The sequence below is a fragment of the Actinomadura livida genome (assembly GCF_014648675.1).
Lineage (GTDB): Bacteria > Actinomycetota > Actinomycetes > Streptosporangiales > Streptosporangiaceae > Spirillospora > Spirillospora livida.
Map to the genome: position 1 here is coordinate 230,009 of NZ_BMRO01000007.1, position 23,522 is coordinate 253,530.

Here is a 23,522-nt window from a genome sequence, read left to right on the forward strand (position 1 = left end):
ACAGACGATGTGGCAAGCAGATCGCCTTGAGATCACGGTGCTCGTCGAGAACTGGGTGGACATGCTCCTGCCCGAACTCGACACGCCCGGCGGGCACTGCGTTTCGCGGTTCGGGCTGGTGGAGCACTTCGACCCGAGGCTGGTCCCGCCGGCGGCGGAGAACGGGCTGAGCCTGCTGGTCACCGCCTACAGCGGCAGACGCGCCACCCGGGTCCTGTTCGACGCCGGGCTCACCGGTACCGTCCTCGCGCACAACCTGCGGTCATTGAGGATCGACCCCACCGAATTCGACCACCTCGTCGTCAGCCACGGCCATCCGGACCACTTCGGCGGCGTGTACGGCCTGCTCGACGCGATCGAGGCGCCGCTGCCGGTCATCACCCACCCGGACGCGTTTCTCCCCCGCTACGCGGTGATGGGCGACGGACGCGCGGCCCCCCAGTACAACCAGGCGTTCCGCGAGGACGACCTGGCCCGTTCGGGCGGGCGCCAGGTGCTGACCCGCGACCCGATGGTCCTCGGCTGGGGGGTCTTCACCACCGGCGAGATCCCGCGCGTCAACGACTTCGAGGGGCCGCCGCAGACCATGGAGACCCACGCCGCCGGCCTGTGGCAGGTGGACGGCGAGGGACGCCGGGTCCCCGACCAGGTATGGGACGAGCAGGGGCTGGTCATCGACGTCAAGGGAGAGGGCCTGGTCGTCCTGACCGGGTGCGCGCACGCCGGCGTCGTGAACACGATCACCCGGGCGCGCGAGATCGCCGGCGGGGAGAAGCCGATCCGCGCCGTCCTGGGCGGATTCCATCTCGGTTTCCCGACCACGCCGGCGGAGAACGTCCAGAAAACGGTGGACGCCTTCGCCGAACTCGACGTGGCGATGGCCGTGCCGATGCACTGCTCCGGCCTGTCCGCGCACACGGCCCTGTCGACCCAACTGGCGGACCGCTACGTGCAGCCCGCGGTCGGCACGACGTTCCGGTTCGGCGCATGAGCGCGTCGGAACTCGTCCTCCGGGAGACGCTCGGTCCAGTCCGCCGGCTGACCCTCAACCGCCCGGACCGCCGCAACGCCCTTTCCGTGGAGCTTCTGCAGGAGCTGGTCGGCGCGCTTGAGCAGGCTACCGACGATCCCGACATCTCGGTCATCGTCCTGCGCGGAGAGGGCAAGGGATTCTCCGCGGGGTTCGACCTGAGCGCCGGCTACAACGGCCCGCGGACGATCTGGTCCGACCGTGAGCGGCTGCGCCGGTCGAACCGCGCCCTGGACGAGGTGTTCAACACGCCGCTGCCGGTGATCGCGCAGGTGCACGGCTTCGCCATAGCCGGGGGCGCCGACCTGGCCCTGCACTGCGACTTCCTGGTGTGTGCGCGCGACGCCCGCATCGGCTTCCCGCCGGTGCGCAACCTGGGCGTGCCACCGACGAACATGTGGCTGTACCGCCTAGGCCCGCAAATGGCCAAGCGGATGCTGCTCACCGGCGACTCGATCACCGGCGCCGAGGCACACCAACTGGGCCTGGCCATGGAGAGCCACGCGCCCGAGGCGCTCGATGACGCGGTCCTGACGCTCGCGAACCGGATGGCGAAGGTCGGGCGCGAGATGCTGATCGGCAACAAGCACGTGCTGAACCGCGGCATCGACCTGATGGGCCGCGCGACGCTGGCCCGCATCGCCGAAACCGAGGACGCGGTGGCGCACACCGCCCCGCCCGCCCTCGCCTTCCGCGAGCGCGTAGGGGAGATCGGCCTCGCACCCGCGCTACGCGAACGAGATGCCGCCTTCCACCCGGATCCCCCCGGGCTCGTCCCCTGACCCCTTGCTGGCTCGACCAGCCCGAACCGGAGGTGACCGTTGTCGCCGGATGTTGCGGTACGTCGCTCATGTCTGTCCGTTCCCGCGTCCGATCAGGGAAAGGTCGACAAGGCGGTGGGGCTCCCCGCCGACGAGATCGTCTTCGACCTGGAGGACTCGGTCGTCGCGGACGCGAAGCCGCAGGCCCGGACCGCCCTGGCCGCCCGACTGCCGGACCTGACACGCGACGGGCGAACCGTAGCGATTCGAGTGAACCCGGTAGGGACCCCGTGGTGCCACCAGGAGATCCTGAGCCTGACGCAGAACGCGGCGCCCACTTCGTTCGTCCTGCCCAAGGTGTCCGACCCGGGCGACATCGCGTTCCTGGACCGCCTGCTGACCGGGATCGAGGCGGCCGCCGGCTCCGACCGGCACATCGGCATCCAGGCGCTGATCGAGACCCCCGAAGGCCTGCACCGCATCGACGAGATCGCGGCGGCCTCGCCGCGTCTGCGAACCTTGATCCTCGGCTACGCGGACCTGGGAGCCGCGCTCGGCATGTCCTACCGGGACCTGGACCTGTGGCTCCCTGCCCAGCACGCCGTCCTCCTGGCCGCCAGACGCCACGGCCTGCAGGCCATCGACGGCCCCTACCTGGCGTACACCGACGACGCAGGCCAGAGCGCCGCCAACCAGCGCGCCCGGGCCCTGGGCTTCGACGGCAAATGGGCGATCCACCCCCGCCAACTGGCAGACGTCAACCAGGCCTTCACCCCCACACCCGACGAGGTGGAGCAAGCCCTGATGATCCAGGCAGCAATGAAGCACGCCGAACACAACGGCGCGGGCGCAGTGTCGCTGAACGGAGAAATGATCGACCCAGCAGTCGCAACCGCAGCCCACCGCCTCCTGGCCCGCCACACCTGGAGCAGAGAGGCCTCCGGCCGCCCCGCTTCTCTCCCTTGACGTCACCGTTGAGAGGCGGCGTGATCCGTTCGCGGGCTGGGAGTGGGGGTGACGGGGGCGGGAGCCGGGGCGGTGCGGCGGGGAACGGTCAGGACGGCGAGGACGCCCGCGAGGGTGAGTGCGGCCGCGACGTAGACCGCGTTGCGCAGGCCGCCGGAGGTCGCGGCGCGCAGGGCCTCGCCGGTCAGGCCGGCGAGGCCGGAGGTGGAGACGCTCACCAGGATGGCCAGGCCCACGCTGGTGCCGATCTGGAGGGCGGCGTTGGCCATGCCCCCGGCGGCGCCCTGGTCCGCGTCGGCCACGCCGTTGCCGGAAGTCCCGAACATGGTCGGGTAGATCGTCCCCATGCCCATGCCGTAGACGACCAGGCCGGCGAGGATCGTCCAGTACGAGCCGTCGGTGCGCATGCCGGCGGCCATCAGCGCGCCGCCGCCGGAGCCGAGCAGCAGGGCGATGGCCAGGGTGGTCCGGGCTCCGACGCGGATGATGAGTCGTTCGGCGACGAAGTTGGCGATGCCGATCACCACCGAGAGGGTCAGGAAGACCAGCCCGCCCCGCAGCGCCGAATAGCCGAGCACGTCCTGGAAGTACAAGGTGAGGAAGTAGACCAGGTTCTGCATGGTGATGCCGAAGGTGAGGATCACCAGCAGGCCGGCGCGGAGGTTGGGGTTGGCGAACAGCCGCAGCGGCATCAGCGGGTGCCGGGTGCGGGCCTCGATGAGGACGAACGCGGCCAGCGCCGCAGACGAACCTCCCCGCACAGATCAGCGAGCTGGTCGGACGCGACGAGGCGGTGGCCCAGGTCCAGGCGCTGCTGAAGGCGGCCCGCCTGGTCACTCTCACCGGTCCCGGCGGTGTCGGCAAGACGCGGCTGGCCCTGGAGACCGCCGCGCGCGCCGCTGCGGACCATCCGGACGGCGTGTGGCTCGTCGAACTGGCCGGCCTCGACCGGACGACGAGGGCGCCGGGGGGCGATGGGCTCGTGGAGACCGTGATCGCCGCGCTCGGCATCCGCGACGACACCGCCCCCGGCCTGCCGCGTTCCGGGCTGCCCGCCGATCCGGCCGCACGGCTCGCCGAAGCGCTGCGGACGCGCCGTGCGCTGCTCGTCCTGGACAACTGCGAGCACGTGATCGACGAAGTCGCCGCGTTCGGCGAGCGGCTGCTGCGAGCGGCCCCGGAGGCGCGGATCCTCGCCACCAGCCAGGAGCCCCTGCGGCTCGCCGGGGAGTCGGTCTGGCCCGTCCCGCCGCTGCAGACGCCGCACTCACCGGGCGACGGGCCCGCGACCCTCCGGAGGTTCAGCGCCGTCCGGCTGTTCGAGGCGCGCGCGGCGGCCGCCGTCCCGGGGTTCGCGATCGACGCCGCCAACGCCCGCGCGGTCGCCGCGATCTGCCGCCGGCTGGACGGTGTCCCGCTTGCCTTGGAGCTGGCGGCCACCCGCCTGCGCGCCCTGGACGTCCACGACCTGGCTGAGCGGCTCGACGACCGGTTCCGGCTGCTCTCCTGGGGCCACCGCGGCACACCGGCGCGGCAGCGCACCCTCCGCGCGATGATCGACTGGAGCTGGGAGCTGCTGTCCGGGCCCGAACGCCTCGTGCTGCGTCGGCTCGCGGTGTTCTACGAGGGCTGCACGCTGGAGGCGGCGGAGGAAGTCTGCGCGGACGGCGACGTCACGCCCCAGGACGTCCTCGACTTGCTGGCCCGCCTCGTCGACCGCTCGATGGTCGTCCGGGCCGACAGCCCAGGGCGGACCCGCTACCGGCTGCTGGAATCGGTCGCGGCCTACGCCCTGGACCGCCTGGAAGAGGCCGGTGAGACCGAGCGGGTCCGCGTGCGGCACCTGGCCTTCCACACCGAACTGGCCGAACGCGCGGAGCCGGGGCTCCACGGCCCCGAACAGCGGCGCTGGCTGCGGCGCCTGGACGCCGAGCACGCCAACCTGCGCGGCGCGCTCGAGGAGGCCGTGCGGCGGCGCGACGCCGGCCCCGCGCTGCGTCTGGTCAACGCGCTGGCCTGGTACTGGTACCTGCGCGGCAGGATCGGCGAGGGACGGCGCGCGTTCGCGATGGCGCTGGGCATCCGGACCGGGGCCCCTACCGCGACCCGGGCACGGGCCGAGGCCTGGCAGACCGGCCTGGATCTGCTGGGCGAGGGTTCAGCGGACGTCCGAACGCCCTCGGAGACCATCGCCGACCCGGGCGAACGCGCCAGAGCGGAGTGGTTTCTCAGCGACGTGCTGCTCGGCGCCGGCGACCTGGGCCTCAGCCGGGACCTGGTCGGACGGGCGCTGCCGGTGTTCCGGCGGCTCGGTGACCGCTGGGGCACCGCCGCAGCCCTGGCCACCGAGGCCAACCACGCCCTCGTCCGCGGTGACCTCGGCACGCTCGAACGGTCCGGGGAGGAGAGCCTGGCCATCTTCAGAGAGTTGGGAGACCGGTGGGGGCAGGTCCGGGCCATTGACCTGCTCGCCCGGCTCGCGGAGATCAGGGGCGACCGTCGCAGGTCGGCCGTTCTGTGCCGCGACGGGCTCCGGCTGGCCGAGGAACTCGGGCTGTGGCTCCAGGTCTCGCTGCTCCAGTCCGGACTCGGCCGGATCGCCCTGCTGGCGGGCGACCACGCCGAGTCGGACCGGCGCCACGAGCGGGGCAGGCTCCTTGCGGCCGAGCACGGCTACCGCCCCGGCGAGGCCTTCGCCCTCACCGGCCTGGCCCTCACCGCCCGCCGCGCGTGCCGCCTCGACGCCGCCGAGGCCCACATGCGCGACGCCCTCGCCAGGGCACGCGAGGTGCGGTACGCACCGGCCATCGCGCTCGGCCTGGCCGAACTGGGCTTCACCGCCGAGCAACGAGGCGACGCCGCCGCGGCCGGGGAACTCCACCGCGAGGCCCTCGCCGTCGCCCGGGACATCGGCGACCCGAGGGCGATCGCGCTCACCCTCGAAGGCCTGGCCGGCGTGGCGGCCCTGACGGGCACCCCCGCGGAAGCGGCACGACTCCTCGGCGAAGCCGCCGCCCTGCGCGAGTCCACAGGCGCACCCCTGCCGCCCGAGGAACGGGGAGACGTCGACCGCATCACGACCACGGCACACTCCGTCCTAGGCGCCGAAGCCTTCACCAGGGCCTTCACCGAAGGCCACACCACCTGACCCGATCACCCCACCGATGCGAGCCGGCCCACCCGAGGCACACGACTGCCTGTAACGTCCTTGCGGCCAAGAACGCGATCGGCCGGTGGGGGTGGCGCGCCCGGCAGAATTCGAACCCGCGACCGTCGCTTAGAAGTCCGAAGCTCTGCAGCAGCCACGCATCGTGACTCACTTGCGCGGGCTCTTCGGCGAGGTCATCGGCCAAACAAGATCATTCCGTGCATGCTCCGGATCTTGCCCGTGCGGCTGTTGCATGCCGCGTGGGAGTCTCCACGGCTGACGGGGGCCATAGGTGGATTGGACATCATGCCCGCTCAGTCCGAGGGGCCGACCGCGCCGCGCGATCCCGGCGAGGATCCGGCCGCGATCTTCGATGCGCTCCCGCGGGCGCACCGTGGACGCGCGCTGTACGAGCTGACCGGACTCCCCAACGAAGTCCGTCACGGCCTACTACTTGAGCGCCTCCCCGGCCTCTTGGAAACGCCGTGGGACGCGGTACCTGAACGGCCAGGCCAGACAGCTGTCAACAGACACGCCTTCTTCTCAAGACATCGGGTCGGGGGAGCCCCGCACCTTTCCAGCTCAGGCTGCAGGGGCGGTCAGGTGCGTCTGAGCCACCAGGGCTCTCCGGTTGTGGCCTCGGTTGGCTGTCCCGACACGGTCAGCCGGGTACGGGGCTGGTCGTCAAAGGTGAGGATCAGGGCGTTGTTCTGGTCGATTGTGGCTGATGCGACCGTGGCACCGTTCAGTCCAGAGAGCGTGACCAGCACGTTCAGGTGCGAGTCGAGATCATTGGGTAGCCGGGGGGAGGGGGCGACCGTGATCTCCGCATCGATGTAGAGGCGGGTCTCGGGGTCGTGTCCTGGATGGGCGAAGGTCAGGAACGGCCATGCCTGGCGCTCTCCGACCTCCACTATGTGGCAATCGACGAGTTCAGACGCGTGTGGGTGGCTTGGCATGGTCGTCATGTTCGCTAGCTTGCAGCAGGAGAGGCCCGATCTTGTGCAGGGGCCGGCGGTGGCGCGTCCCCGTGACTGCCGTCAGTCGGGCGGCAATGCTCGGGCGGCTCCTTATGCCGTCTACTGGTAATGCGTTCCGCGACATACGAGCAAACAACGAGCAAACATAGCCCCCCGGTGGCCCGTGCTCGCTGTGCGCCTCAGCGTGTCCGCCCGGGCAGCGTCGCCGTCATGCCGATCCCTTCCGCGCCTGGGCGCGCTGTCTGTCGATGAACCGAGTGGTCGTCCTGTTGACGAACGTCGGCGAGAGCCGGCCGACGCGCCACGCGAGCCGCGCCCGGCGCGGCTCCACGACCATTGCCTCGTTCGCTTCGACGGCCGCCAGGACCCGCCGGGCGAGCACGCCCGCATCGAGCGGGCGCTTGATCCCCTGCCCGTCGAGGTAGAAGTCGCGACCGCGGTAGGGGCCGATCTCGCCTTTGTCGAGGATCGGGGTGTCTACGGCCGCAGGGCAGACAACGGTGACGCCGACGCCGTGGGCGGCGGCCTCGGTCCGCAGCGCCAGGGACAGCCCGACGACGGCATGCTTGGTGGCGACGTACGACGTCATCAGGCCCGCGGCCATGAGACCGCCCATCGAGGCCGTGTTGACGATGTGCCCGCCGCGCTGGCGGACCATCTGCGGATACGCCGCGTGCACACCATGCACGACGCCACGGATGTTGACGTCGATGATCGAGTTCCACTGGTCCAGCGTCAGGTCCTCCGTGTCGCCGAAATAGGTGATGCCCGCGTTGTTGAACATCAGGTCGATCCGTCCGTGCGCCTCCACGACCTCGTCGACGACCTGCTGCACCTGGGCCGCTTGCGTCACGTCGACGGCCGCCGCACGTGCCGATCCCGGTCCGGCGAGGCCGGCGACGGTCTTCTCTGCGGCGCCCAGGTCGAGGTCCGTGCACACCACGTCGGCGCCTGCACCGACGAGTGCCGCGGTGAGCGAGGCTCCGATGCCCGAGCCGCCGCCTGTGACGATCGCGGATCTGCTCGCGAGGCTCATGCGAACGCCTTCTCCACGAGTCCGGCGAGATCCGGGTAGCGCATCAGGTGGGCACCGCCGTTGATGTCAAGGGTCTCGCCGGTTATCCACGCCGCGTCGTCCGACAGCAGGTAGCGCACGGATGCGGCGATCTCCTCCGGGCTTCCCGGTCGGCCGAGCGGCGTGTTGGCGACGTACTCGTCCTTCACCCGGGGTATGTCCATCGCCGGCGCCGTCAGCGGCGTGACGACCAGTCCGGGCGCCACCGCGTTGACGCGCACACGGCGCGGCGCGAACTCGAGCGCAGCGACCTCCGTGAGCGCCACGAGGCCGGCCTTCGCGGCGCAGTAGGCGGCCAGGCCGGTGCCGGGCTGGCGGGCGTTGAGTGAGGTCAGCGACACCAGTGCGCCTCCGTCGGCGACCCGGAGTCCGGCGTGCTTGAGCACGAGGAACGCGCCGGTGAGGCAGACGTCGACGATCCTGCGCCACTCCGCGGCGTCGTGGTCGACGACTCGCGAGAGCGTGCTCGTGCCGGCACAGTTGACCACGCCGTGGAAGCGCCCGTGCTCGGCGACGACGCCCTCGAAGAGCGCCTCCACTCCTCCCTCGTCGGTCACGTCGGTCTCGACGTCGGCGGCCGTGCCGGGGAGGTCGGCGACGACCACGATGTCGCCCTGCGACCGCAGCAGCGCGGCCGTCGCCGCTCCGAGGCCGGACCCGCCCCCGACCACCACGACCGTGCGCTGCTCACCCATCCGCCACCATCCTGACGCTCGTCGGTATCTGTTGACACGTGTCAATTGCAGTCCTAACGTGACGTGCGTCACGCCAGGATGTCAAGCAGATGCCGAGGAGTAGCCGATGAGTGGTCCGACGGTCGCCGTGATCGGTGCCGGCATCAGTGGGCTGACGATGAGCAAGATGCTGGAGGACTACGGGCTGGATTACGCCACGTTCGAGTCCTCGGACCGCGTCGGCGGCAACTGGGCCTTCGGCAACCCCAACGGGCACAGCAGCGCCTACCGCTCGCTGCACATCGACACCTCGAAGCACCAGTTGTCCTTCAAAGACTTCCCGATGCCCGAGGACTATCCCGACTTCCCGCACCACACCCAGATCAAGGACTACCTCGACAGCTACGCCGACGCGTTCGACATCCGGCGCCGGATCGAGTTCGAGAACGGCGTCGTGCACGCCGAGCGGCACCCCGACGGCGGCTGGCTGCTGGAGACCGAGCGCACCGGCGTACGTCGCTTCGACGTGCTCCTGGTGGCCAACGGCCACCACTGGGACCCGCGCTTCGCCGACAAGCCGGGAGAGTTCACCGGCCTGACGATGCACTCGCACGCCTACATCGACCCGCGGACGCCGTACGACCTGACAGGTAAGCGGATCCTGATCATCGGGCTGGGCAACAGCGCCGCCGATATCGCGGTCGAGCTTTCCAGCAAGACACTCGACAACGAGGTCGTCATCTCGACGCGGTCCAGTGCGTGGATCGTGCCGAAGTACTTCGCCGGAACGCCGGCCGACAAGTACTACCGGACCTCCCCGCACATCCCGTTCGCGTGGCAGCGCAAGTTCGTGCAGGTGCTGCAGCCGCTGACCGCCGGCCGCCCGACCGACTACGGCCTGCCCGAGCCCAACCACAAGTTCTTCGAGGCGCACCCGACGCAGTCGGTCGAGCTTCCGCTGCGGCTCGGCTCCGGCGACCTGCGGGCCAAGGGCGACATCGAGCGCTGGGACGGTCCTACCGTGCACTTCGCCGACGGCACCGCCGAGGACTTCGACGTCGTCATCCACGCCACCGGCTACAACATCACCTTCCCGTTCTTCGACCCCGACTTCATCAGCGCGCCCGAGAACCACATCCGCCTCTACAAGCGGATTTTCAAGCCGGGCATGGACGACCTCGCCTTCATCGGGTTCGCCCAGGCGACGCCGACACTGTTCCCGTTCGTCGAGTGCCAGACCCGGCTGGTCGCGGCCTGGCTCGTCGGCCGCTACGCGCCGCCGCCGGTCGCGGAGATGGAGCGGGTGATCGACGAGGACCAGCAGAAGTACACCGCCCACATGGTGCAGCGGCCGCGGCACACCCAGCAGCTCGACTACTTCCTCTACGAGCACGACCTGCGCACCCGCGAGATCCCCGCGGGCATGGAGCGAGCTGGGCGGCGGCAGGCGCGGCGGCCCGCGCAGGTGCGCGGGTGAGCGAGGAGCGCACCTGGGCGCGGCTGGTCGACCGCCGCAGTGTCAACCGCGGCGACCAGCGCCGCTCGGCCCTGCTCCAGGCCCTCGACGACCTGCTGCGCGAGAAGACCCTCGACCAGGTCAACGTCGCGGAGATCTCGCGGCGGGCCGGCGTCACCCGCTCGGCGTTCTACTTCTACTTCGAGAGCAAGGCCACCGCGGTGCTCGCCCTGATGACCGGCCTGTACGACGCCGCGTCGGACGCGACCGACCTGCTGGTCAAGGCGGAGGGTGATCCCGGCGAGCGGATCCGGCAGGTCCTCGACTCGCTCTTCGACTCCGTCGACGCCTCGCCGCACACCTACCGCGCCCTGCTCGAAGCGAGGGCCGCGAACCCGCAGGTCCGGGAGGGCTGGGACGCGGGCCGCGCCGAGTTCGCGGGCATGGTCGCGGAGATGATCGAGCGGGAGCGGGCTGCCGGGCACGCGACCGCCGGCCCGGACGCGGCGGGCCTGGCCGCCGTACTCCTCGATCTGAACGACCACGCCCTTGAGCGCCATGTCCTCGGCGGTGAGCCGCCGCGCGACCAGCACGTCGACGCGCTCACGCACGTCTGGATGACCAGCATCTACGGAGGCATCGCATGACCACCTTCGACTTCACCTCGGCCGGTGTGCGCTGCGCCGCCACGCATCACGCCGGCGCGGACGGTGCGCCCGTCGCGGTGCTCGGCCACGGCCTCGCCGGCACCCAGGACTCCGGCCTCCAGCCGTTCGCCGAGGCGTTCGCGGCGGCGGGCTTCCACGCCGTCACCTTCGACTACCGCGGCTTCGGCGCGAGCGACGCCGGCGACGGTGGACCGCGCCAGTGCGTGTCCGTCGCCGACCAGGTCGCCGACTGGCACGCCGCCGTCGAGGCGGCGAAGCGCCTTCCGGGCGTCGACGCCGGACGGGTCGTGCCCTGGGGCATCTCGCTCGCGGGCGGCCACGTCGTCTCCGTCGCCGCCGCGCGTGACGACGTCGCGGCGGTCGTCTCCGCGGTGCCGCTCGTGGACGGGCTCGCCGCCGCGCGGCTCGCCGCGAAGCACCACCGCCCGGCCCGGCTGCTCGCCTCGACCGGCCGCGGCATCGCTTCGGCCGTACGACGCAAGGCCGGCCGCGCGCCGACGATGATCCCGGTCGTGGCTCGTCCCGGGGAGCTCGGCGCGCTGACCCTGCCCGGCGCCTACGAGGACTATTTCGCGCTCGCGGGCCCGACCTGGCGCAACGAGATCGCCGCCGACGTCGTGATGGAGCTCGGCGGCCGGACGCCCGCCAAGGACGCGAAGTCGCTGCGGGTCCCGTGGCTGGTGCAGATCTGCGACTTCGACAGGAGCGCGCCGCCGCACGCCGCGGCTAAGGCGGCCTTCGCCGGTCGCGCCGAGGTGCGGCACTACCCCGGCGACCACTTCGACCTCTTCGCCGGCAAGCCGTTCCACGAGGCCGCCACCCGCCACGTCGTGGCGTTCCTGAGCCGCCACCTGACTGTTCCCTCCGCCGCCACCCCGCCCACGGCGACCGCATCGGAGCCGTCCCGTGTCTGACACCGTCCAGGCCCTCCTCCTCCAGCACGCCGAGCGGGACACGCCCGGCCTGAAGTACGGCGACCAGGTGCGGAGCTGGCGCGACTACCTCGGCGAGAGCGCCGCCCGTGCGCACGTGCTGCACGCGATGGCCGACCCAGGCCGGCCGGTCCACGTCGGCGTGCTGATGCAGAACAGTCCCGAGATGGCGATGGCGATCGCGGCGGGTGCGCTCGGCGGGCACGTGACCGCCGGCATCAACACCACCCGGCGCGGCGAGAGTCTCGCGGCCGACGTACGCCGGGCCGACTGCCAGATCCTGCTGACCGATCATCGGCACCTGGCCCTGCTCGGCGGGCTCGACCTCGGTGGCGCGACGGTAGTCGACACCGACGACGCCGACTGGCTGAAGCGGGTGGCCGACGCACCGCGTGGAACCGCCGGGTTCCCGACGGTCGACGCGATGGACACCTTCATGCTGATCTTCACCTCCGGCACCAGCGGGGAGCCGAAGGCCGTGCGGGTCGCCAACTTCATGGCGGTGATGTCGGGGGCGACGCTCGCCGACAAGTTCGACCTGACGACCGAGGACATCGTCTATTCCTCGATGCCCATGTTCCACAGCAACGCCATCCTCGCCGGATACGCCGTGCACGCCCACGCCGGCGCCGCTCTGGCGCCGGCCCAGTTCAGCGCAAGCCGGTTCCTCAGCGACCTGCGCCACTACGGTGCGACCTACCTCAACTACGTCGGCAAGCCGCTCGCCTACCTGCTCGCGACGCCGGAACAGCCCGACGACCGGGACAACCCACTACGTGTCGCGTTCGGCAACGAGGCGAGCGACCGCGACATCGAGGAGTTCGCCCGTCGCTTCGACTGCACCGTGTGGGACGGCTTCGGCTCCACCGAGACCGCGGTCATCATCACCCGCACCGACGACACGCCGTCCGGCTCCATCGGACAGCCGTTCGACGGCGTCGCCGTCTACGACCGAGACACCCGCACCGAGTGCCCGCGCGCCGTCTTCGACGACCTGGGCCGGGTGACCAACCTGGACGAGGCGGTCGGCGAGCTGGTCAACACCACCGGGGCCGGGTTCTTCGCCGGCTACTACAACGACGAACAGGCGACCTCCGATCGGCTCGACGGGGGCATGTACTGGTCCGGCGATCTCGCCTATCGGGACGAAGCAGGCTTCGTGTACCTGGCCGGTCGCACCGACGACTGGCTGCGCGTCGACGGCGAGAACCTCGCGGCGGCGCCGATCGAACGGGTGCTGCTGCGCCACGGCGCGGTCAGCCAGGCCGCGGTGTACGGCATACCGGACGCCGACGCCCCGGGCGACCAGCTCATGTGCGCGCTGGTGCTGCGCGACGGCGCGACCCTCACGCCCGTCGATCTCCAGGAGTTCCTGAGTGCCCAGCCGGACCTGTCGCCGAAGGCATGGCCGAAATTCGTCCGGATCGCCACCGAACTGCCGAGTACGGCGACGAACAAGGTTCTCAAGCGCGAGCTCCGGGCTCAGGGCACCGAGACCACAGACACGCTGTTCGCGCGGAGCGAGCGTGGCCACGTCTACCGCCCTGAGCCCTAGAGAATGTGTGAAAGGGGGCACGGCCGGTGGGGCCTTCCCCCGAGATGTGGACACCTTGAGCGCCCTGGATCTTCGAGGTCTGCGAGGGGTCCCGTGTGGGGATGAAGGTCTACTCCGAGGAGTTCAGCGTCCTACCCGCCCTGGCCCGCCAATCCGCGGAAGACGCCGCCGTCATCCTCAACGCCCGCACCGGTCCCGAGCCGGACGAAACGACAGCAGCGGGCCGCGTCGTCCACCTGGTGGAAACGTCGAACCGATGACCGGCAGAAGCTGACCAACGGACTCCTGGTTTCGGGGTCGCATCCGAGCCGAAGGCTGGATGCGGACCCCGGCACCTGTCGCAGGACAGGCGGTCGGCCAAAGTCCCAAAGGCCCGCACAGCCACGACTTCTCTCACACGCGCCGACGCACTGGCCAAGGACGCTCGACACCGATGATCAACAAGCTTGGGAACGGCTCAGCGACAGCCGAGCAGACATTGAGCAGCCACGGGGACGAACCGGGACGGAACTTCGGATCCTGGCAGTGGTAAGACCGCAGGTCAGGTAGGGCGCGCCCGGCAGGATTCGAACCCGCGACCGTCGGATTAGAAGTCCGAGGATCTCCGGCGGCTCCGCACCCTGGCTCACCTGCGCGTACTCTCCAGCGGCGACGCCGGGCAAGCAAGATCATTCCGCACATGCTCCGGATCTTGCTCGTGAGGCTGTTGTCTGCCCTCTGGAGAGTCTCCACGCCTGACGGGGGCCACAGGTAGATTGGACGTCATGACCGCCCAGCCCGAGGAACCGACCGCGCCGCGCGATCCCGGCGAGGATCCGGCCGCGATCTTCGATGCGCTCCCGCCGACGCATCGTGACCAGTTCCGGGCCGAGTATGACGAGGCACTCGACGCGGCTCACGACCTGGCGCGCTTCAAGCAGGTTCAAAGCCTCCTTCGGCAGTGGCGCTTGCGGGCCATCGCCTACGGCCGTCCCGGCTACGAAGATGCGGTGCAGGACGCCCTACAGGGCAGGGAGGACAGCTTCGTCCGCTACACCCCTCCGGGCTGGGAAGGCCGGGTGTGACGTACCGCTGGGACGGCTTCCACGGACGCGCGCTGTACGAGCTGAACGGACTCCCCAACGAAGTCCGTCACGGCCTACTACTTGAGCGCCTCCTCGACCTCTTGGAAACGCCGTGGGACGCGGTGCCTGAACGGCCAGGCCAGACAGCCATCAGACACGCCTTCTTCGGTGCGAACGGCGAGGGCATGCTCACGCTGCTGGTCGACGACGATGCTGAGACGCTGCGCATCATCGACATCCTGTGGATGGGGTAGCGGCGTAGCCGCTGTTCTTCCCCCACCTTCCTTCCCCCGACCCGTCGAGACCCGTACCTAGCGGCGGACGGGTTCTGTCAAGGGTGGCGTAGCCATCACGTAGTGACGCCCGAAGGGCGCCCTTGACAGGTTCCGGCCGCCGCCATCCTCAAGACATCGGGTCGGGGGAACCCTGTGCCATTCCACACCAAGTGGCAACGTCCCTGTACCGGCGATGGTTCTTCGGTGTCGACTGGTGCCAGCTCTGGGCGGTGGCGCGTACCCCGTGGCGGCCGGTCGGAGCGGGGCCGGCGGACGTGTCGCGATGCGCGGCCCGGCGCGGCCGTCCGGTGACCGGCGCCCACGCCGCACGCTCCGGGCGGCCTGGCGCGGGGCCGCGCAGCGGCCTAAGCGCCGCCGCCCCTTGATCCCAAAAAGCTAGATTCGGCAACGGCTTGTGAAGCGACACAGCGACAGTGCACTGACCTTGTGGCGTCCATTAGTTCGCTGCCATGTTGAGCTGTTCCAGCCACCAGGGCTACGATGTGTGATTGACTCAGGACGTTGGTGATGTGGCGTGTTCGCGGGTATCCGTGGCTATTTTTCGAAGCAGGAGGTTCTTGACCTCCCTCGATTCTCGGACGAAGACGCGGCAGAGATTGCGCGGGAATACTGGCTCCGCGCTATCCGAGCAGACGAATCCTCGCGATCTAGGGCGCAAATCGCCTACACGATTACTAGTGCACTGTCAACAGTTGGCATTGGAATATTCTTCACTGCAGGTCTGAAAGCTCAAGCTGTACCGACCAAAATATTGGCAATAATAGCCGTCCTGCTGTGGATACTTGCGACCTTCTTGTATCTTGCCGCAGTCTCTTCGGGTGCAAAGCAGGATGATGATGATGAAGCAAGTTCCGATGAGCAATCCTTTGTGGACGAACAAATAGATGTTGGCGATCTAGCGGTTGCTGGAATGATGGAAGTACAGGAGGCTCGTGCGGTCGTACTTGCGCGGCTTCGTGGAGCGAATGCTGCCTCTTTTGCTGCAATTTTGTTCGCCGTCATGGCTTTCATTGCGTCAACCTTCTATGCTCCTAAGCAGGAAGTAAATGGTTTGATTGTAATGACTAAGGCGGGCAGTGCGACATTGACCAGCACATGCAAAAGACAGATTGCTAATCTAGACGGTGTAATCAATAAAGACGATCTTAAGAGCCCATTTGTTTCTATCTCAGTAAGCTCAAAAAGTTCATGCTTTGCTGGCAAGAACGTAATTGTGCAGCGATCCTGGATCAGTGCGGTCGTGGAAAATAGATGAGACCGCTGGACGAAACGAACGTTCAGGAGGCGACTCGCCCTCGCATCAACATCGTTTGGGCTTGCGGGGCAACTGGAAATGAAACCGAAGACTTCTTCAACGAAGTTACGCTTTCCTTGGATAGGCATTGGCCAGATCCGCGACCACTCGTGTCAACAATGAGGTACAAGAGTGAGACCGGCGGGGCCTATGCTGAGGAAGTAGATGTCGATTTGCTTGTTGAGCAAGCGCAGGCCGCTTTCCTTATTTGCGATGAAAGTGGTCTACCGAGTGGATGCGCGCAACTCGGGGCCTCGGCAGTGGAATCCAGGATACCGCTATATGTACTCCTGGATACACAACACCCGTCAGCCGCCCTCTCTCAAGGGCTGAGAGAGGTGGGGGAACCGGGCGCGTATGAGTTCATTGGTACCTCTGGAAGAGCCGGCATAGTCTCCGTAGTATGGGCAGCACTCGTAAGAACTGCGGTCCTAGCTGACCGGGGTATCTTTTCTCAAAGACCAAGTCCGCTTCCAGCGGAAGACGATCGAAGCAGGATACAGCGACTCCGTAAGAGGATGCCAAAGACATGAACCTCAGATTGCTTGTTTCGATCCTCTACCCGGCTGAAATAGCGCCGCATCCGAATTGGACTGTCCATAGTGTCGACCCGGTTGCGGCTTTGGGAATGCTTTGCCTTCACCACTTTTCTGAGTACGGTGAACTGGCGCGAAAAGGCGCTGTCCCCGACCCAATCAAGGGTTCATCTGAGTGGACCCAGGACTGGAAATTGGTTCAAGCTTTTGGAAGGTCGCTTTTTGTAGAGACGCAGCCGCTGGGGTCTAGTGATCTTAATTCGATCTCGCAGTCCGAAGATTTTCCGGTCTTGGGCAGAGCGGTTGCAGCTGTGCTCGCTTCTTGCGCTTACTCCGACATGAACGATCCCGAAGCTGCCTTGGCTGTGGTGGAAGCATTCACGGGCAACACTGTGATGGAGCAACTTGACCCTCTAACGAAAGCTGTTCTTCATCTCCAGACTGGATGCAGGAGAGCAGACCTCGATGCTTACGAAGACGCGCTTTCGGCGTACGAGGATGCGTCCGTGCATCTTGCTGATCTGCATACAGACCAGTACGAGTCATTCGAACTTTCGGAGGGCTCAACTACGACGAGTACCGATGTACTAGCCTTCGTTAAGGAGGGACTGGCTGATTCGGCACATTTGAATATTGTCAATCTTCGTATGAAACTGGGCGATGATGACGCGTGGACGGAGACTGTACGAAGGGCGGTTTCGCGCTTTTGGCTTACGCACGATCGCGGCTCACTGTCTTCGCTAAGTCGATGGCAGTCGAAGGAGTTCGATGAGCGCATCGATTCTGCTGCAAGACTAGGTCAGCGACGAATCTTCAGTGGAGGAGCCTCTTTTTACAAGACACTAGAGTCGAATGCCTTGGCGGCAGAGATTACGGGTGACTGGGCTCGTGCGCGCGAAGCTAGAAAGGTCCTAGGGCGAGATCGTTTCCTTCAACGCCCGGACGCAAACTCGTTCTCCTATCGCAAGGATGGATTGGCGCTTCTCTTGCGGAGCGGAGATTCTAAAGCTGTAACTCGGGCTGTACGGCTGATCCGGCGGGAAGGGCCGCTTGCTGCACTCCAGGAGTTGGCGGATGACATCTTTCAACATTCATCACGTCAACTGGGTAGGAGCCATCTAGCTATTATCCGTGGTGCCTCTTCGCTGATTCCGAGCGAAGTAGTGGATTCGCTCATTGCACGAGTTCTCCAGCATGGTAGCAATCGGATTGCTATCGATGCTGCGGGTATGTACCGCTTGGATGATGAGGCCTGGTCCGTAGTAAGTGCTCTTACGCCTTATGTGTCCGATAGCGGCTTCATTCATAGTTACCTCTTTGACGCAGTCAACGAGAGTAGCGATTCCCTCGTCCTGCGCAGACTCGCTGATGTAGCGAGCAAGATGGACTGGTCGGTTATTGACGATCAGTCGCGAGAGTGGTGGTTGGAGTGGGCTGCGGATAATCTCGCAGGAGATGGCGCTGAGCTCAGTGTTTCTATTGCTGAGAGACTGGCTATTACCGGAGACCTTCGTCTCGCGGATGCCATTAAAGAAGCCATGTCGACGGACGCAGGATCGCCGCTTCTCGCCGCTGGATTGGTTGATATCGCCACACGTACTTCATTTTCTATCAGCGATGACGCCCGTCACAGCATTCGTGATCTAGTTCTTGATGCGATGCGTAAGAAGCGGAATGATGCCGCCCATGGGTCGTTCAGTGTCGGGGGTATAGACGTTATCTATCTTGCTACTGTTTTCTCGCATCTGTGTGAGAGTCATGAAACCTGGGAAGAGATCTCTTCTTGTCTTACAGACCCTCTTATTCCTGACTCCGACAAGGCGTCGTCCTTGGAATGGGTGACGACGAATCTAGATAAGGTTCCGGGTGAAGTAAGACAAAGGCTTGTAATTCACTCGGGTGGTTTGCAGCGTAAGCCCGAACATCGCAATGAGTTCCTTGACTGGAAGAAGTCCGCAGCTGCACTGCGATTCAGATGTAGAGCTGGGGCTATCGATTCCCAGGAAGTCTATAGAGCTATAGATACTCTTTGTTCAGCACCTGATAATCAGAGTCGACTGGAGTGTGCCAGGAGCTTGACTCTCATGGCACCTATCGTCTCTCCAGAATTCGTCGCTTCTGTCGCAATGGAACTGGCGCGCGATGCCTCTGTGGTGGTGAGAGCAGCTTCAGCGAGATACCTACCCCCGTTGGCCTTTATGGTTGATGAGGGCATGCGTGAAGTCATTCTCTCGAAGATTGGCGAACTCCTAGCTGTCGATGGTGTCGATATTCCGCTGTCCGTACTCCTGGGACTCCAGTCCCTCGATTTGGATGAAAGAGAGACCATAGTTTCACGAGTCAGTGGAGCGCGTGAATTGTTGCAGGAACACCCTGACGTTAAGATCAAGAAGCTATGGCAGGAGATGCACGGCTCCGACTAGGGTGATGACTGTCGGACCGCCCTATCGGCCTGGCGGAGAGCTAGGTGCCACGGGAATTCGCTTAGGTGATCGGTGCCGCTCCTAGGTGGATGAGGCTCGAACTTGCCGGGGCCTAGGAGGACGCGGGCTCCTTCATCGCACAGGGTGTTCATGCTGCGTTGGAAGGCGGCGCGGTTAGCGAGTGCGGTGTTGACGAAGGGGAGGACTACTACGGGGATGCCTAGTCCCGGGGCTTCGGCGAGGATGCCTAGGGCGTAGGTGTCGCTGATGCCGTTGGCCCATTTGTTGATGGTGTTGTAGGTGGCGGGGGCCACAATGATGGCGTCTGCTTTGGGGGAGCGGGGTTCGCCTGGTTTGCGGTATTCGCTTCGGACGGGGCGGCCGGTTTGGGCTTCTAGGGCTTCGGTGTCGATGAAGTCCAGGGCGGAGGGGGTGGCGATGATCTGGACGTCCCAGCCTCGTTGGTGGGCGAGTGTGACGAGTTTTCCGACGTCGCCGGCGGGGCCTGCTGCGCAAACGATGACGTAGAGGACTTTGCGGCGGTCGGGCTCGTCGGTCACAGGTGCACCCCTATTTCTGTGGTGAAGTCCCTGAGTTGGCGTTTGGTGCTGGGTGGGGCGGTGGCCATGAGGTCGCGCAGGATGCGGTGTACGGCGGGGCGGGCTGAGATTTCTTCGGGGGCAAGCTGGTGGGCGAAGCGTAGGACGTCGTATGCCTTGGCGTGCTTGCCCCATTGGGTGAGGGCGCGGGAGGTGTCGATGAGGAGCGTTGCTTTGCGTTCGGTGAGGGGGATGCGGTCCAGGTCGATGCGGCGGGCTTCCTGGATGGCGGCTCCGGCGTCGCCGAGCTGGAGGGCGATGTTGACGCGGTGGAGTTGGACGTTGGTGGGGCCGAATGCTGTCCAGCGGTGGTTGAAGTCTCCGCCGAGTTCGCGGCCTGCGTCCTGGGCCTCGTCCAGGAGGGTGGCGGCGGTGTGGCGGTCGGTGCGGTGTCCGGCGGCTACGGCGCCGCGTAGCAGTAGGGCGCCATAGACGGACAGGAACGCGGGGGTGCGCTGGTCGGTGTCGTGGCTGATGCGCTCGGCATAGGTGCTGGCGGTTTGGGTGGCTGCGCCGTGGTGGCCGTCGTTCATCAGGGCGTGGGTGATGATGCGGGCGCTTGATCCGATGATCGTGAGGTCCTGGCTGTTGCGGGCGGCCTGCATGCTGCGGTCGGCGGCGACCCATGCCAAGCCTTCCTCGTCGAGCTTGAGCAGGATGCTGGCGGCCACGTGGTGGGCCTCGGCTGAGAGCGCTTCGGCTTGGAGGCGGGTGTCTCCCTCGTAGGTGGCGCATGCGGTGCGCAGGTCTGCCAGGAGTTGCGGCAGAGACTTGATGACGGTGGAGTATTGGCAGTCTTGGTAGGTGCGTTTGGCGGTGGCTACGGCCTTGGTCAGGCGGGGCATGCTGAGCGCGGCCGGGCTGGGGTCGCTGCTGAGAGCGGGGTAGCCGGCGAGAGCGGCGGCGAATGCCTCGACGCCTTCGAGGGGCGCGCCGTCGTCGGGTAGGTCGGCCAGGATGGCGCTGAACAGGCTTGCCCCCGCCAGCTTGGTGAAGGTCCTTCGACGCACGGGGTCCCCTTCCTCGACGTCGGGCTCTACGTCCAGGGAACCCAGGAATGAGGCAGGAACCAACCCCGCGGGCTCATCCCGCGGTGTGATGACCGCCGCGTTCGTGGTGGTCGGCGGGGGGAAGTGGCGGGGTGCCAGGCCCAGTGTCATGCGGGCGGTGTCGGGCATCTGGAGGCCGTCGGCGATGCGCTCGAAGACTTCCAGGGTGAGGATCTGGCGGCCGCCCTTCTTCATGGTCTCGCTGACCTTGCCCTGGGTCATGCCGCATGCGATCGCTATTTGGGTCTGGCTGGCGCCTGTGTACTGGCGCACCAGGTGGAAGACGGTCCGGATGTCGCGGGAGGTCAGGGCCTGGGTCATCTGTGGGCGTTGCCACAGTGATTCGGGGATGGCGATCGGGTCTGACGCCCGTCCCGACATCGGGTCTCCCTTCGCGTGACTCGTCATTGCTGAGGGTATATCCCGTCGTGGGATACCGCCTGGGAATGGGTGCCGGGCCGAATTTCTTCGATCGTGGTCGTCATGACGCAGCAGCAAGGAACAGGCGACACCGGCTGCCGGTCCTGCAGCGGCCGGGGGTGGAAGTTCGTCCATCCTCGTCGGGCGGTGCTGGTGGGTGTGCCGGGTGGTTCGGGTCCGGTGGTGGAGCGGGTGCCGTGTGGTTGGTGCGCTCCGGCTCGTGGGGTGCGTGCGGCGTAGCGGGCTGCGGGGCCGGTGGGTGTTGCGGCGGCATGGCGCGGCCTGATCCCCGTCAGGTGGCTGCGCGTTCGGGGTTGGTGGGTCTCCTCCGGATGGTCGTCGCCCTGCCGGTCCCGCTTTGTCTTCTTCTGGGAGTGGAGTGGTGATCGTGGGTCGTGTGGTGGCTCGGGTGGCGCTGGGTGAGTCGTGGAGGTCGGGGGCGCTGGCGCTGGTGGATGCGCTGGAGGCGCGGGGCCTGGTGGCCGAGGTGTGGGGGCATGGCGCGGTGCGGGTCCGCAACCCGGCCGGTGAGCCGGACACCGATGACCCCCAGGGGCAGGTGTTCGCCCCGGGGCTGCGGCAAGAGGTGCTTTGCCGTCCCCGTGAGGGCGTGTTGTGGTGGCTGTGGGTGTGGTCGGGGCCGACGCCTAGTTCGCCAGTGGAGTTGGAGCCGTTGTGCCCGGTGGCGGACACGGCCACCGCGGCGGATCGGATCGCGCGGGTGTTGGCGGTGCCGTTCGCCGGCCCCTCGTCCGCCTCGGTCTCGTCGGGTGGGTGTGGGTGATGGGTGTCTCGTGGGTGGCGTCGTCGGACGAGACGGCGCGGCGGCCGGTGGCGGCGCAGATTGAGCGGGAGTTCTCCGGGGTGGTGGCCTGGTACGGGCAAGCGACCGGGGCGTGGTGGGCGATGGTGCGTATCCGCCGTGATGTGCGCTTGGTGGAGGCGGGCGACCCTGGGCAGTTGCGGGAGGCGATCGTGCACGCGCGGGGGTGGCAGTGGCCGAGATGATCGACACAGACCACCGCACACATCGGGCGGGGCATGAAGAGATCGGGCCAGAGTGCCCGGTCTCTTGTCTTGGGGTGCGGACGGTCGGTGATCTGCTGCGGCTGCTGGTGGAAGCGGGCCGGGCCTCGGGGTTGCATGCGCAGTCGGTGGCGGTGCCTGGTGATGGTCCGCATGAGTGTGATCGGGTGACGGTGGCGTGCCCGGTGGAGTGTCTGGGGTTGTCGGCTCACGTGCTGAACGCGCTGCGCAACGATCGCGGGCGTACGGCGACGGTGGGGGATGTGCTCGGGCTGCTGCGGTCGCGTGAGCTGGCCGAGGTGCGCAACATCGGACCTCGGCGGGTCGGTGAGGTGCGTACGGCTCTGGTTGCCGCCGGTTTCCCGGTGCCGCACCACGTGGTCTGAATCCTTTGATTCGCTGAATGCTCGGTGTCGTGGGGGCTGTGGCGGTGTCGGTACTGCTTGCGGCGGCCCTGGGGGCGTGACGTCTGCGGATGTGGTCGCTACCCTGCCCACGTGAGCCGCTTGTGTGGTCAAGCGTCCTAGTAGTCAGGTGGTTGTAATGTCGAGCTTGGAGTTCGAGCCTCCGAAGTATGCGCGGGTGGTGCTGGAGGTGCGGCGCCGGATCGAGAACGGGGACTACCCGCCCGGCTCGCTGCTGCCCTCGGAATCTCAGCTTGTCCGGGAGTTCGCGGTGGGCCGTACCACGGTGGTCCGGGCGTTGCAGATGCTTCAGCAGGATGGATGGATCACCCGTGAACACGGGCGCGGCTCTTTCGTCAAGGGGCGCCCTGCCTCGGCTGCGCGGCCGTCGCGTCCGGGCCTTGCGGTGTTGGATCAGCCGGAGACCTCGGCGGGGGTGCGGCTGGTCGATGTCGGTCAGGTGGAGGCGCCTGGCCCGGTCGCTGGGCTGCTTGATTCGGGTGGGGCGCGGGTGCTGGCGCGGCGCTGGGTCACTGAGCGGGACGGCATCGTCTCGGAGGTGGTGACGTGCTGGTTCCCACAAGAGCTGACGTTCGGTACCGATCTGGACAAGCCCGAACCCCTGCCGGTCGGGCTGCGGGATCATCTGCGCACGGTCAAGGGCCTGCGCATCGACCACATCACCGAGCGGCTGACCGCCCGGCTTGCAGCCGGCGACGAACCCGGCCTGCTGGGGATCAAGGAGAGTGAGCCGGTGTTGTCGACGTTGGCGAGTCTGCATGACGCCTCTGATGCGGTGCGGTTCGTGGCGCAGGTTGTGATGCCGGGGTCGCTGCATGAGTTGGAGGACGTGTACAGCGTCCCGGACTGACCGGCGTCCGGCTGACCTGCCCGTTCCCGTGATGTGACACAGGTCACTCTAGTTGGAGGTTGTCCGGTCGAGTGTGCGAGGTATCTTCTAGGCATGCACTCGTCCGGACAAGCGGATGGGTGAATGTCTGGAGGTAGCCAGAGATGGCAGTGCAAGGTCCGTTCAAGGTCGCGTTCGCCGACGTGTTCCCCTACGGCGCGTTCATCAAGGGCGGTGTCGAGCCGGTGCGGGACTTCGACCGGTCGACCCGGGAGAACTTCGTGCAGGCGCGGGACAAGGACACCGGGGAACTGGT

Annotated in this window: 23 protein-coding genes; 17 read left to right on the forward strand and 6 right to left on the reverse strand. The window is 67.1% G+C overall.

Annotated elements, in window-relative coordinates; genetic code table 11:
* The first annotated feature begins 7 nt into the window (after window positions 1-7).
* The 3 genes from IEZ03_RS18495 to IEZ03_RS18505 are packed head-to-tail and all read left to right on the forward strand — an operon-like array spanning window position 8 to window position 2,757.
* Window positions 8-991, forward strand: a complete 984-nt coding sequence (locus tag IEZ03_RS18495; protein ID WP_132046425.1) for an MBL fold metallo-hydrolase — start codon at window positions 8-10, stop codon at window positions 989-991.
* Complete coding sequence (locus IEZ03_RS18500) at window positions 988-1,812, forward strand: enoyl-CoA hydratase-related protein (protein WP_184881819.1); 825 nt, start codon at window positions 988-990, stop codon at window positions 1,810-1,812. The genes IEZ03_RS18495 and IEZ03_RS18500 overlap by 4 nt, the downstream gene beginning before the upstream one ends.
* Before the next feature lie 39 nt (window positions 1,813-1,851).
* Window positions 1,852-2,757 carry an HpcH/HpaI aldolase/citrate lyase family protein gene (locus IEZ03_RS18505; protein WP_184881821.1) on the forward strand — a complete coding sequence of 302 codons (906 nt, stop codon included), beginning with the start codon at window positions 1,852-1,854 and terminating at the stop codon, window positions 2,755-2,757.
* A gap of 2 nt (window positions 2,758-2,759) precedes the next feature.
* Here IEZ03_RS18505 and IEZ03_RS18510 read toward each other — a convergent pair whose 3' ends face one another.
* Entirely contained in the window at window positions 2,760-3,518 is a 759-nt protein-coding gene (locus tag IEZ03_RS18510) for an MFS transporter (RefSeq protein ID WP_184881822.1), read from the reverse strand.
* Between the two features lie 11 nt (window positions 3,519-3,529).
* Here IEZ03_RS18510 and IEZ03_RS18515 point away from each other — a divergent pair, with 11 nt between their 5' ends.
* A complete protein-coding gene (locus IEZ03_RS18515) occupies window positions 3,530-5,905 on the forward strand; it encodes an ATP-binding protein (RefSeq protein ID WP_465251097.1) in 2,376 nt (791 codons plus the stop codon).
* A 599-nt stretch (window positions 5,906-6,504) separates the two neighbouring features.
* Here IEZ03_RS18515 and IEZ03_RS18520 read toward each other — a convergent pair.
* The 3 genes from IEZ03_RS18520 to IEZ03_RS18530 form a co-directional block, all read right to left on the reverse strand.
* On the reverse strand, window positions 6,505-6,873 hold the full coding sequence (locus IEZ03_RS18520; protein ID WP_184881826.1) for a hypothetical protein: 369 nt from the start codon (window positions 6,871-6,873) through the stop codon (window positions 6,505-6,507).
* A gap of 220 nt (window positions 6,874-7,093) precedes the next feature.
* Window positions 7,094-7,921 (reverse strand): SDR family NAD(P)-dependent oxidoreductase, encoded by an 828-nt coding sequence (locus IEZ03_RS18525; RefSeq protein ID WP_184881829.1) that lies wholly within the window; start codon window positions 7,919-7,921, stop codon window positions 7,094-7,096.
* The gene (locus IEZ03_RS18530) at window positions 7,918-8,655 is read right to left on the reverse strand and encodes an SDR family NAD(P)-dependent oxidoreductase (protein WP_184881831.1); all 738 of its coding nucleotides are present in this window, start codon (window positions 8,653-8,655) and stop codon (window positions 7,918-7,920) included. The genes IEZ03_RS18525 and IEZ03_RS18530 overlap by 4 nt, the downstream gene beginning before the upstream one ends.
* A gap of 106 nt (window positions 8,656-8,761) precedes the next feature.
* On the opposite strand from IEZ03_RS18530, the gene IEZ03_RS18535 reads away from it, so the two are divergent.
* From IEZ03_RS18535 to IEZ03_RS18575, 9 genes are all read left to right on the forward strand, one after another.
* On the forward strand, window positions 8,762-10,111 hold the full coding sequence (locus tag IEZ03_RS18535) for a flavin-containing monooxygenase (RefSeq protein WP_184881833.1): 1,350 nt from the start codon (window positions 8,762-8,764) through the stop codon (window positions 10,109-10,111).
* Complete coding sequence (locus tag IEZ03_RS18540) at window positions 10,108-10,737, forward strand: TetR/AcrR family transcriptional regulator (protein ID WP_184881835.1); 630 nt, start codon at window positions 10,108-10,110, stop codon at window positions 10,735-10,737. The genes IEZ03_RS18535 and IEZ03_RS18540 overlap by 4 nt, the downstream gene beginning before the upstream one ends.
* Window positions 10,734-11,672, forward strand: a complete 939-nt coding sequence (locus tag IEZ03_RS18545) for a serine aminopeptidase domain-containing protein (protein ID WP_184881837.1) — start codon at window positions 10,734-10,736, stop codon at window positions 11,670-11,672. The genes IEZ03_RS18540 and IEZ03_RS18545 overlap by 4 nt, the downstream gene beginning before the upstream one ends.
* Window positions 11,665-13,245: a fatty-acid--CoA ligase FadD1 gene (fadD1, locus tag IEZ03_RS18550; protein ID WP_184881839.1), complete on the forward strand. Its 1,581-nt coding sequence runs from the start codon at window positions 11,665-11,667 to the stop codon at window positions 13,243-13,245. The genes IEZ03_RS18545 and fadD1 overlap by 8 nt, the downstream gene beginning before the upstream one ends.
* Before the next feature lie 101 nt (window positions 13,246-13,346).
* Window positions 13,347-13,505: a hypothetical protein gene (locus tag IEZ03_RS18555; protein ID WP_184881841.1), complete on the forward strand. Its 159-nt coding sequence runs from the start codon at window positions 13,347-13,349 to the stop codon at window positions 13,503-13,505.
* A 504-nt stretch (window positions 13,506-14,009) separates the two neighbouring features.
* Entirely contained in the window at window positions 14,010-14,309 is a 300-nt protein-coding gene (locus IEZ03_RS18560; RefSeq protein ID WP_184881844.1) for a DUF6247 family protein, read from the forward strand.
* Entirely contained in the window at window positions 14,306-14,563 is a 258-nt protein-coding gene (locus IEZ03_RS18565) for a hypothetical protein (protein ID WP_138636069.1), read from the forward strand. Before IEZ03_RS18560 ends, IEZ03_RS18565 begins: the two co-directional genes overlap by 4 nt.
* A gap of 556 nt (window positions 14,564-15,119) precedes the next feature.
* Window positions 15,120-15,860, forward strand: coding sequence for a hypothetical protein (locus IEZ03_RS18570; RefSeq protein WP_184881846.1), 741 nt, complete (start codon window positions 15,120-15,122; stop codon window positions 15,858-15,860).
* Between the two features lie 568 nt (window positions 15,861-16,428).
* Window positions 16,429-18,858, forward strand: a complete 2,430-nt coding sequence (locus IEZ03_RS18575) for a hypothetical protein (protein WP_184881848.1) — start codon at window positions 16,429-16,431, stop codon at window positions 18,856-18,858.
* On the opposite strand, the gene IEZ03_RS18580 is transcribed toward IEZ03_RS18575, so the two are convergent.
* Complete coding sequence (locus IEZ03_RS18580) at window positions 18,855-19,418, reverse strand: flavoprotein (RefSeq protein ID WP_184881850.1); 564 nt, start codon at window positions 19,416-19,418, stop codon at window positions 18,855-18,857. The two genes, IEZ03_RS18575 and IEZ03_RS18580, sit on opposite strands and share 4 nt — an antisense overlap.
* On the reverse strand, window positions 19,415-20,827 hold the full coding sequence (locus IEZ03_RS18585; RefSeq protein ID WP_229808383.1) for a helix-turn-helix domain-containing protein: 1,413 nt from the start codon (window positions 20,825-20,827) through the stop codon (window positions 19,415-19,417). The genes IEZ03_RS18580 and IEZ03_RS18585 overlap by 4 nt, the downstream gene beginning before the upstream one ends.
* 508 nt (window positions 20,828-21,335) lie before the next feature.
* On the opposite strand from IEZ03_RS18585, the gene IEZ03_RS18590 reads away from it, so the two are divergent.
* The 4 genes from IEZ03_RS18590 (at window position 21,336) to IEZ03_RS18605 (ending at window position 23,227) form a co-directional block, all read left to right on the forward strand.
* Window positions 21,336-21,710 (forward strand): hypothetical protein, encoded by a 375-nt coding sequence (locus IEZ03_RS18590; protein ID WP_184881851.1) that lies wholly within the window; start codon window positions 21,336-21,338, stop codon window positions 21,708-21,710.
* Window positions 21,710-21,934, forward strand: coding sequence for a hypothetical protein (locus IEZ03_RS18595; RefSeq protein ID WP_184881852.1), 225 nt, complete (start codon window positions 21,710-21,712; stop codon window positions 21,932-21,934). The genes IEZ03_RS18590 and IEZ03_RS18595 overlap by 1 nt, the downstream gene beginning before the upstream one ends.
* Window positions 21,922-22,338: a hypothetical protein gene (locus IEZ03_RS18600; RefSeq protein ID WP_184881853.1), complete on the forward strand. Its 417-nt coding sequence runs from the start codon at window positions 21,922-21,924 to the stop codon at window positions 22,336-22,338. Before IEZ03_RS18595 ends, IEZ03_RS18600 begins: the two co-directional genes overlap by 13 nt.
* A gap of 157 nt (window positions 22,339-22,495) precedes the next feature.
* The gene (locus IEZ03_RS18605; protein WP_184881854.1) at window positions 22,496-23,227 is read left to right on the forward strand and encodes a GntR family transcriptional regulator; all 732 of its coding nucleotides are present in this window, start codon (window positions 22,496-22,498) and stop codon (window positions 23,225-23,227) included.
* Window positions 23,228-23,522: the final 295 nt, after the last annotated feature.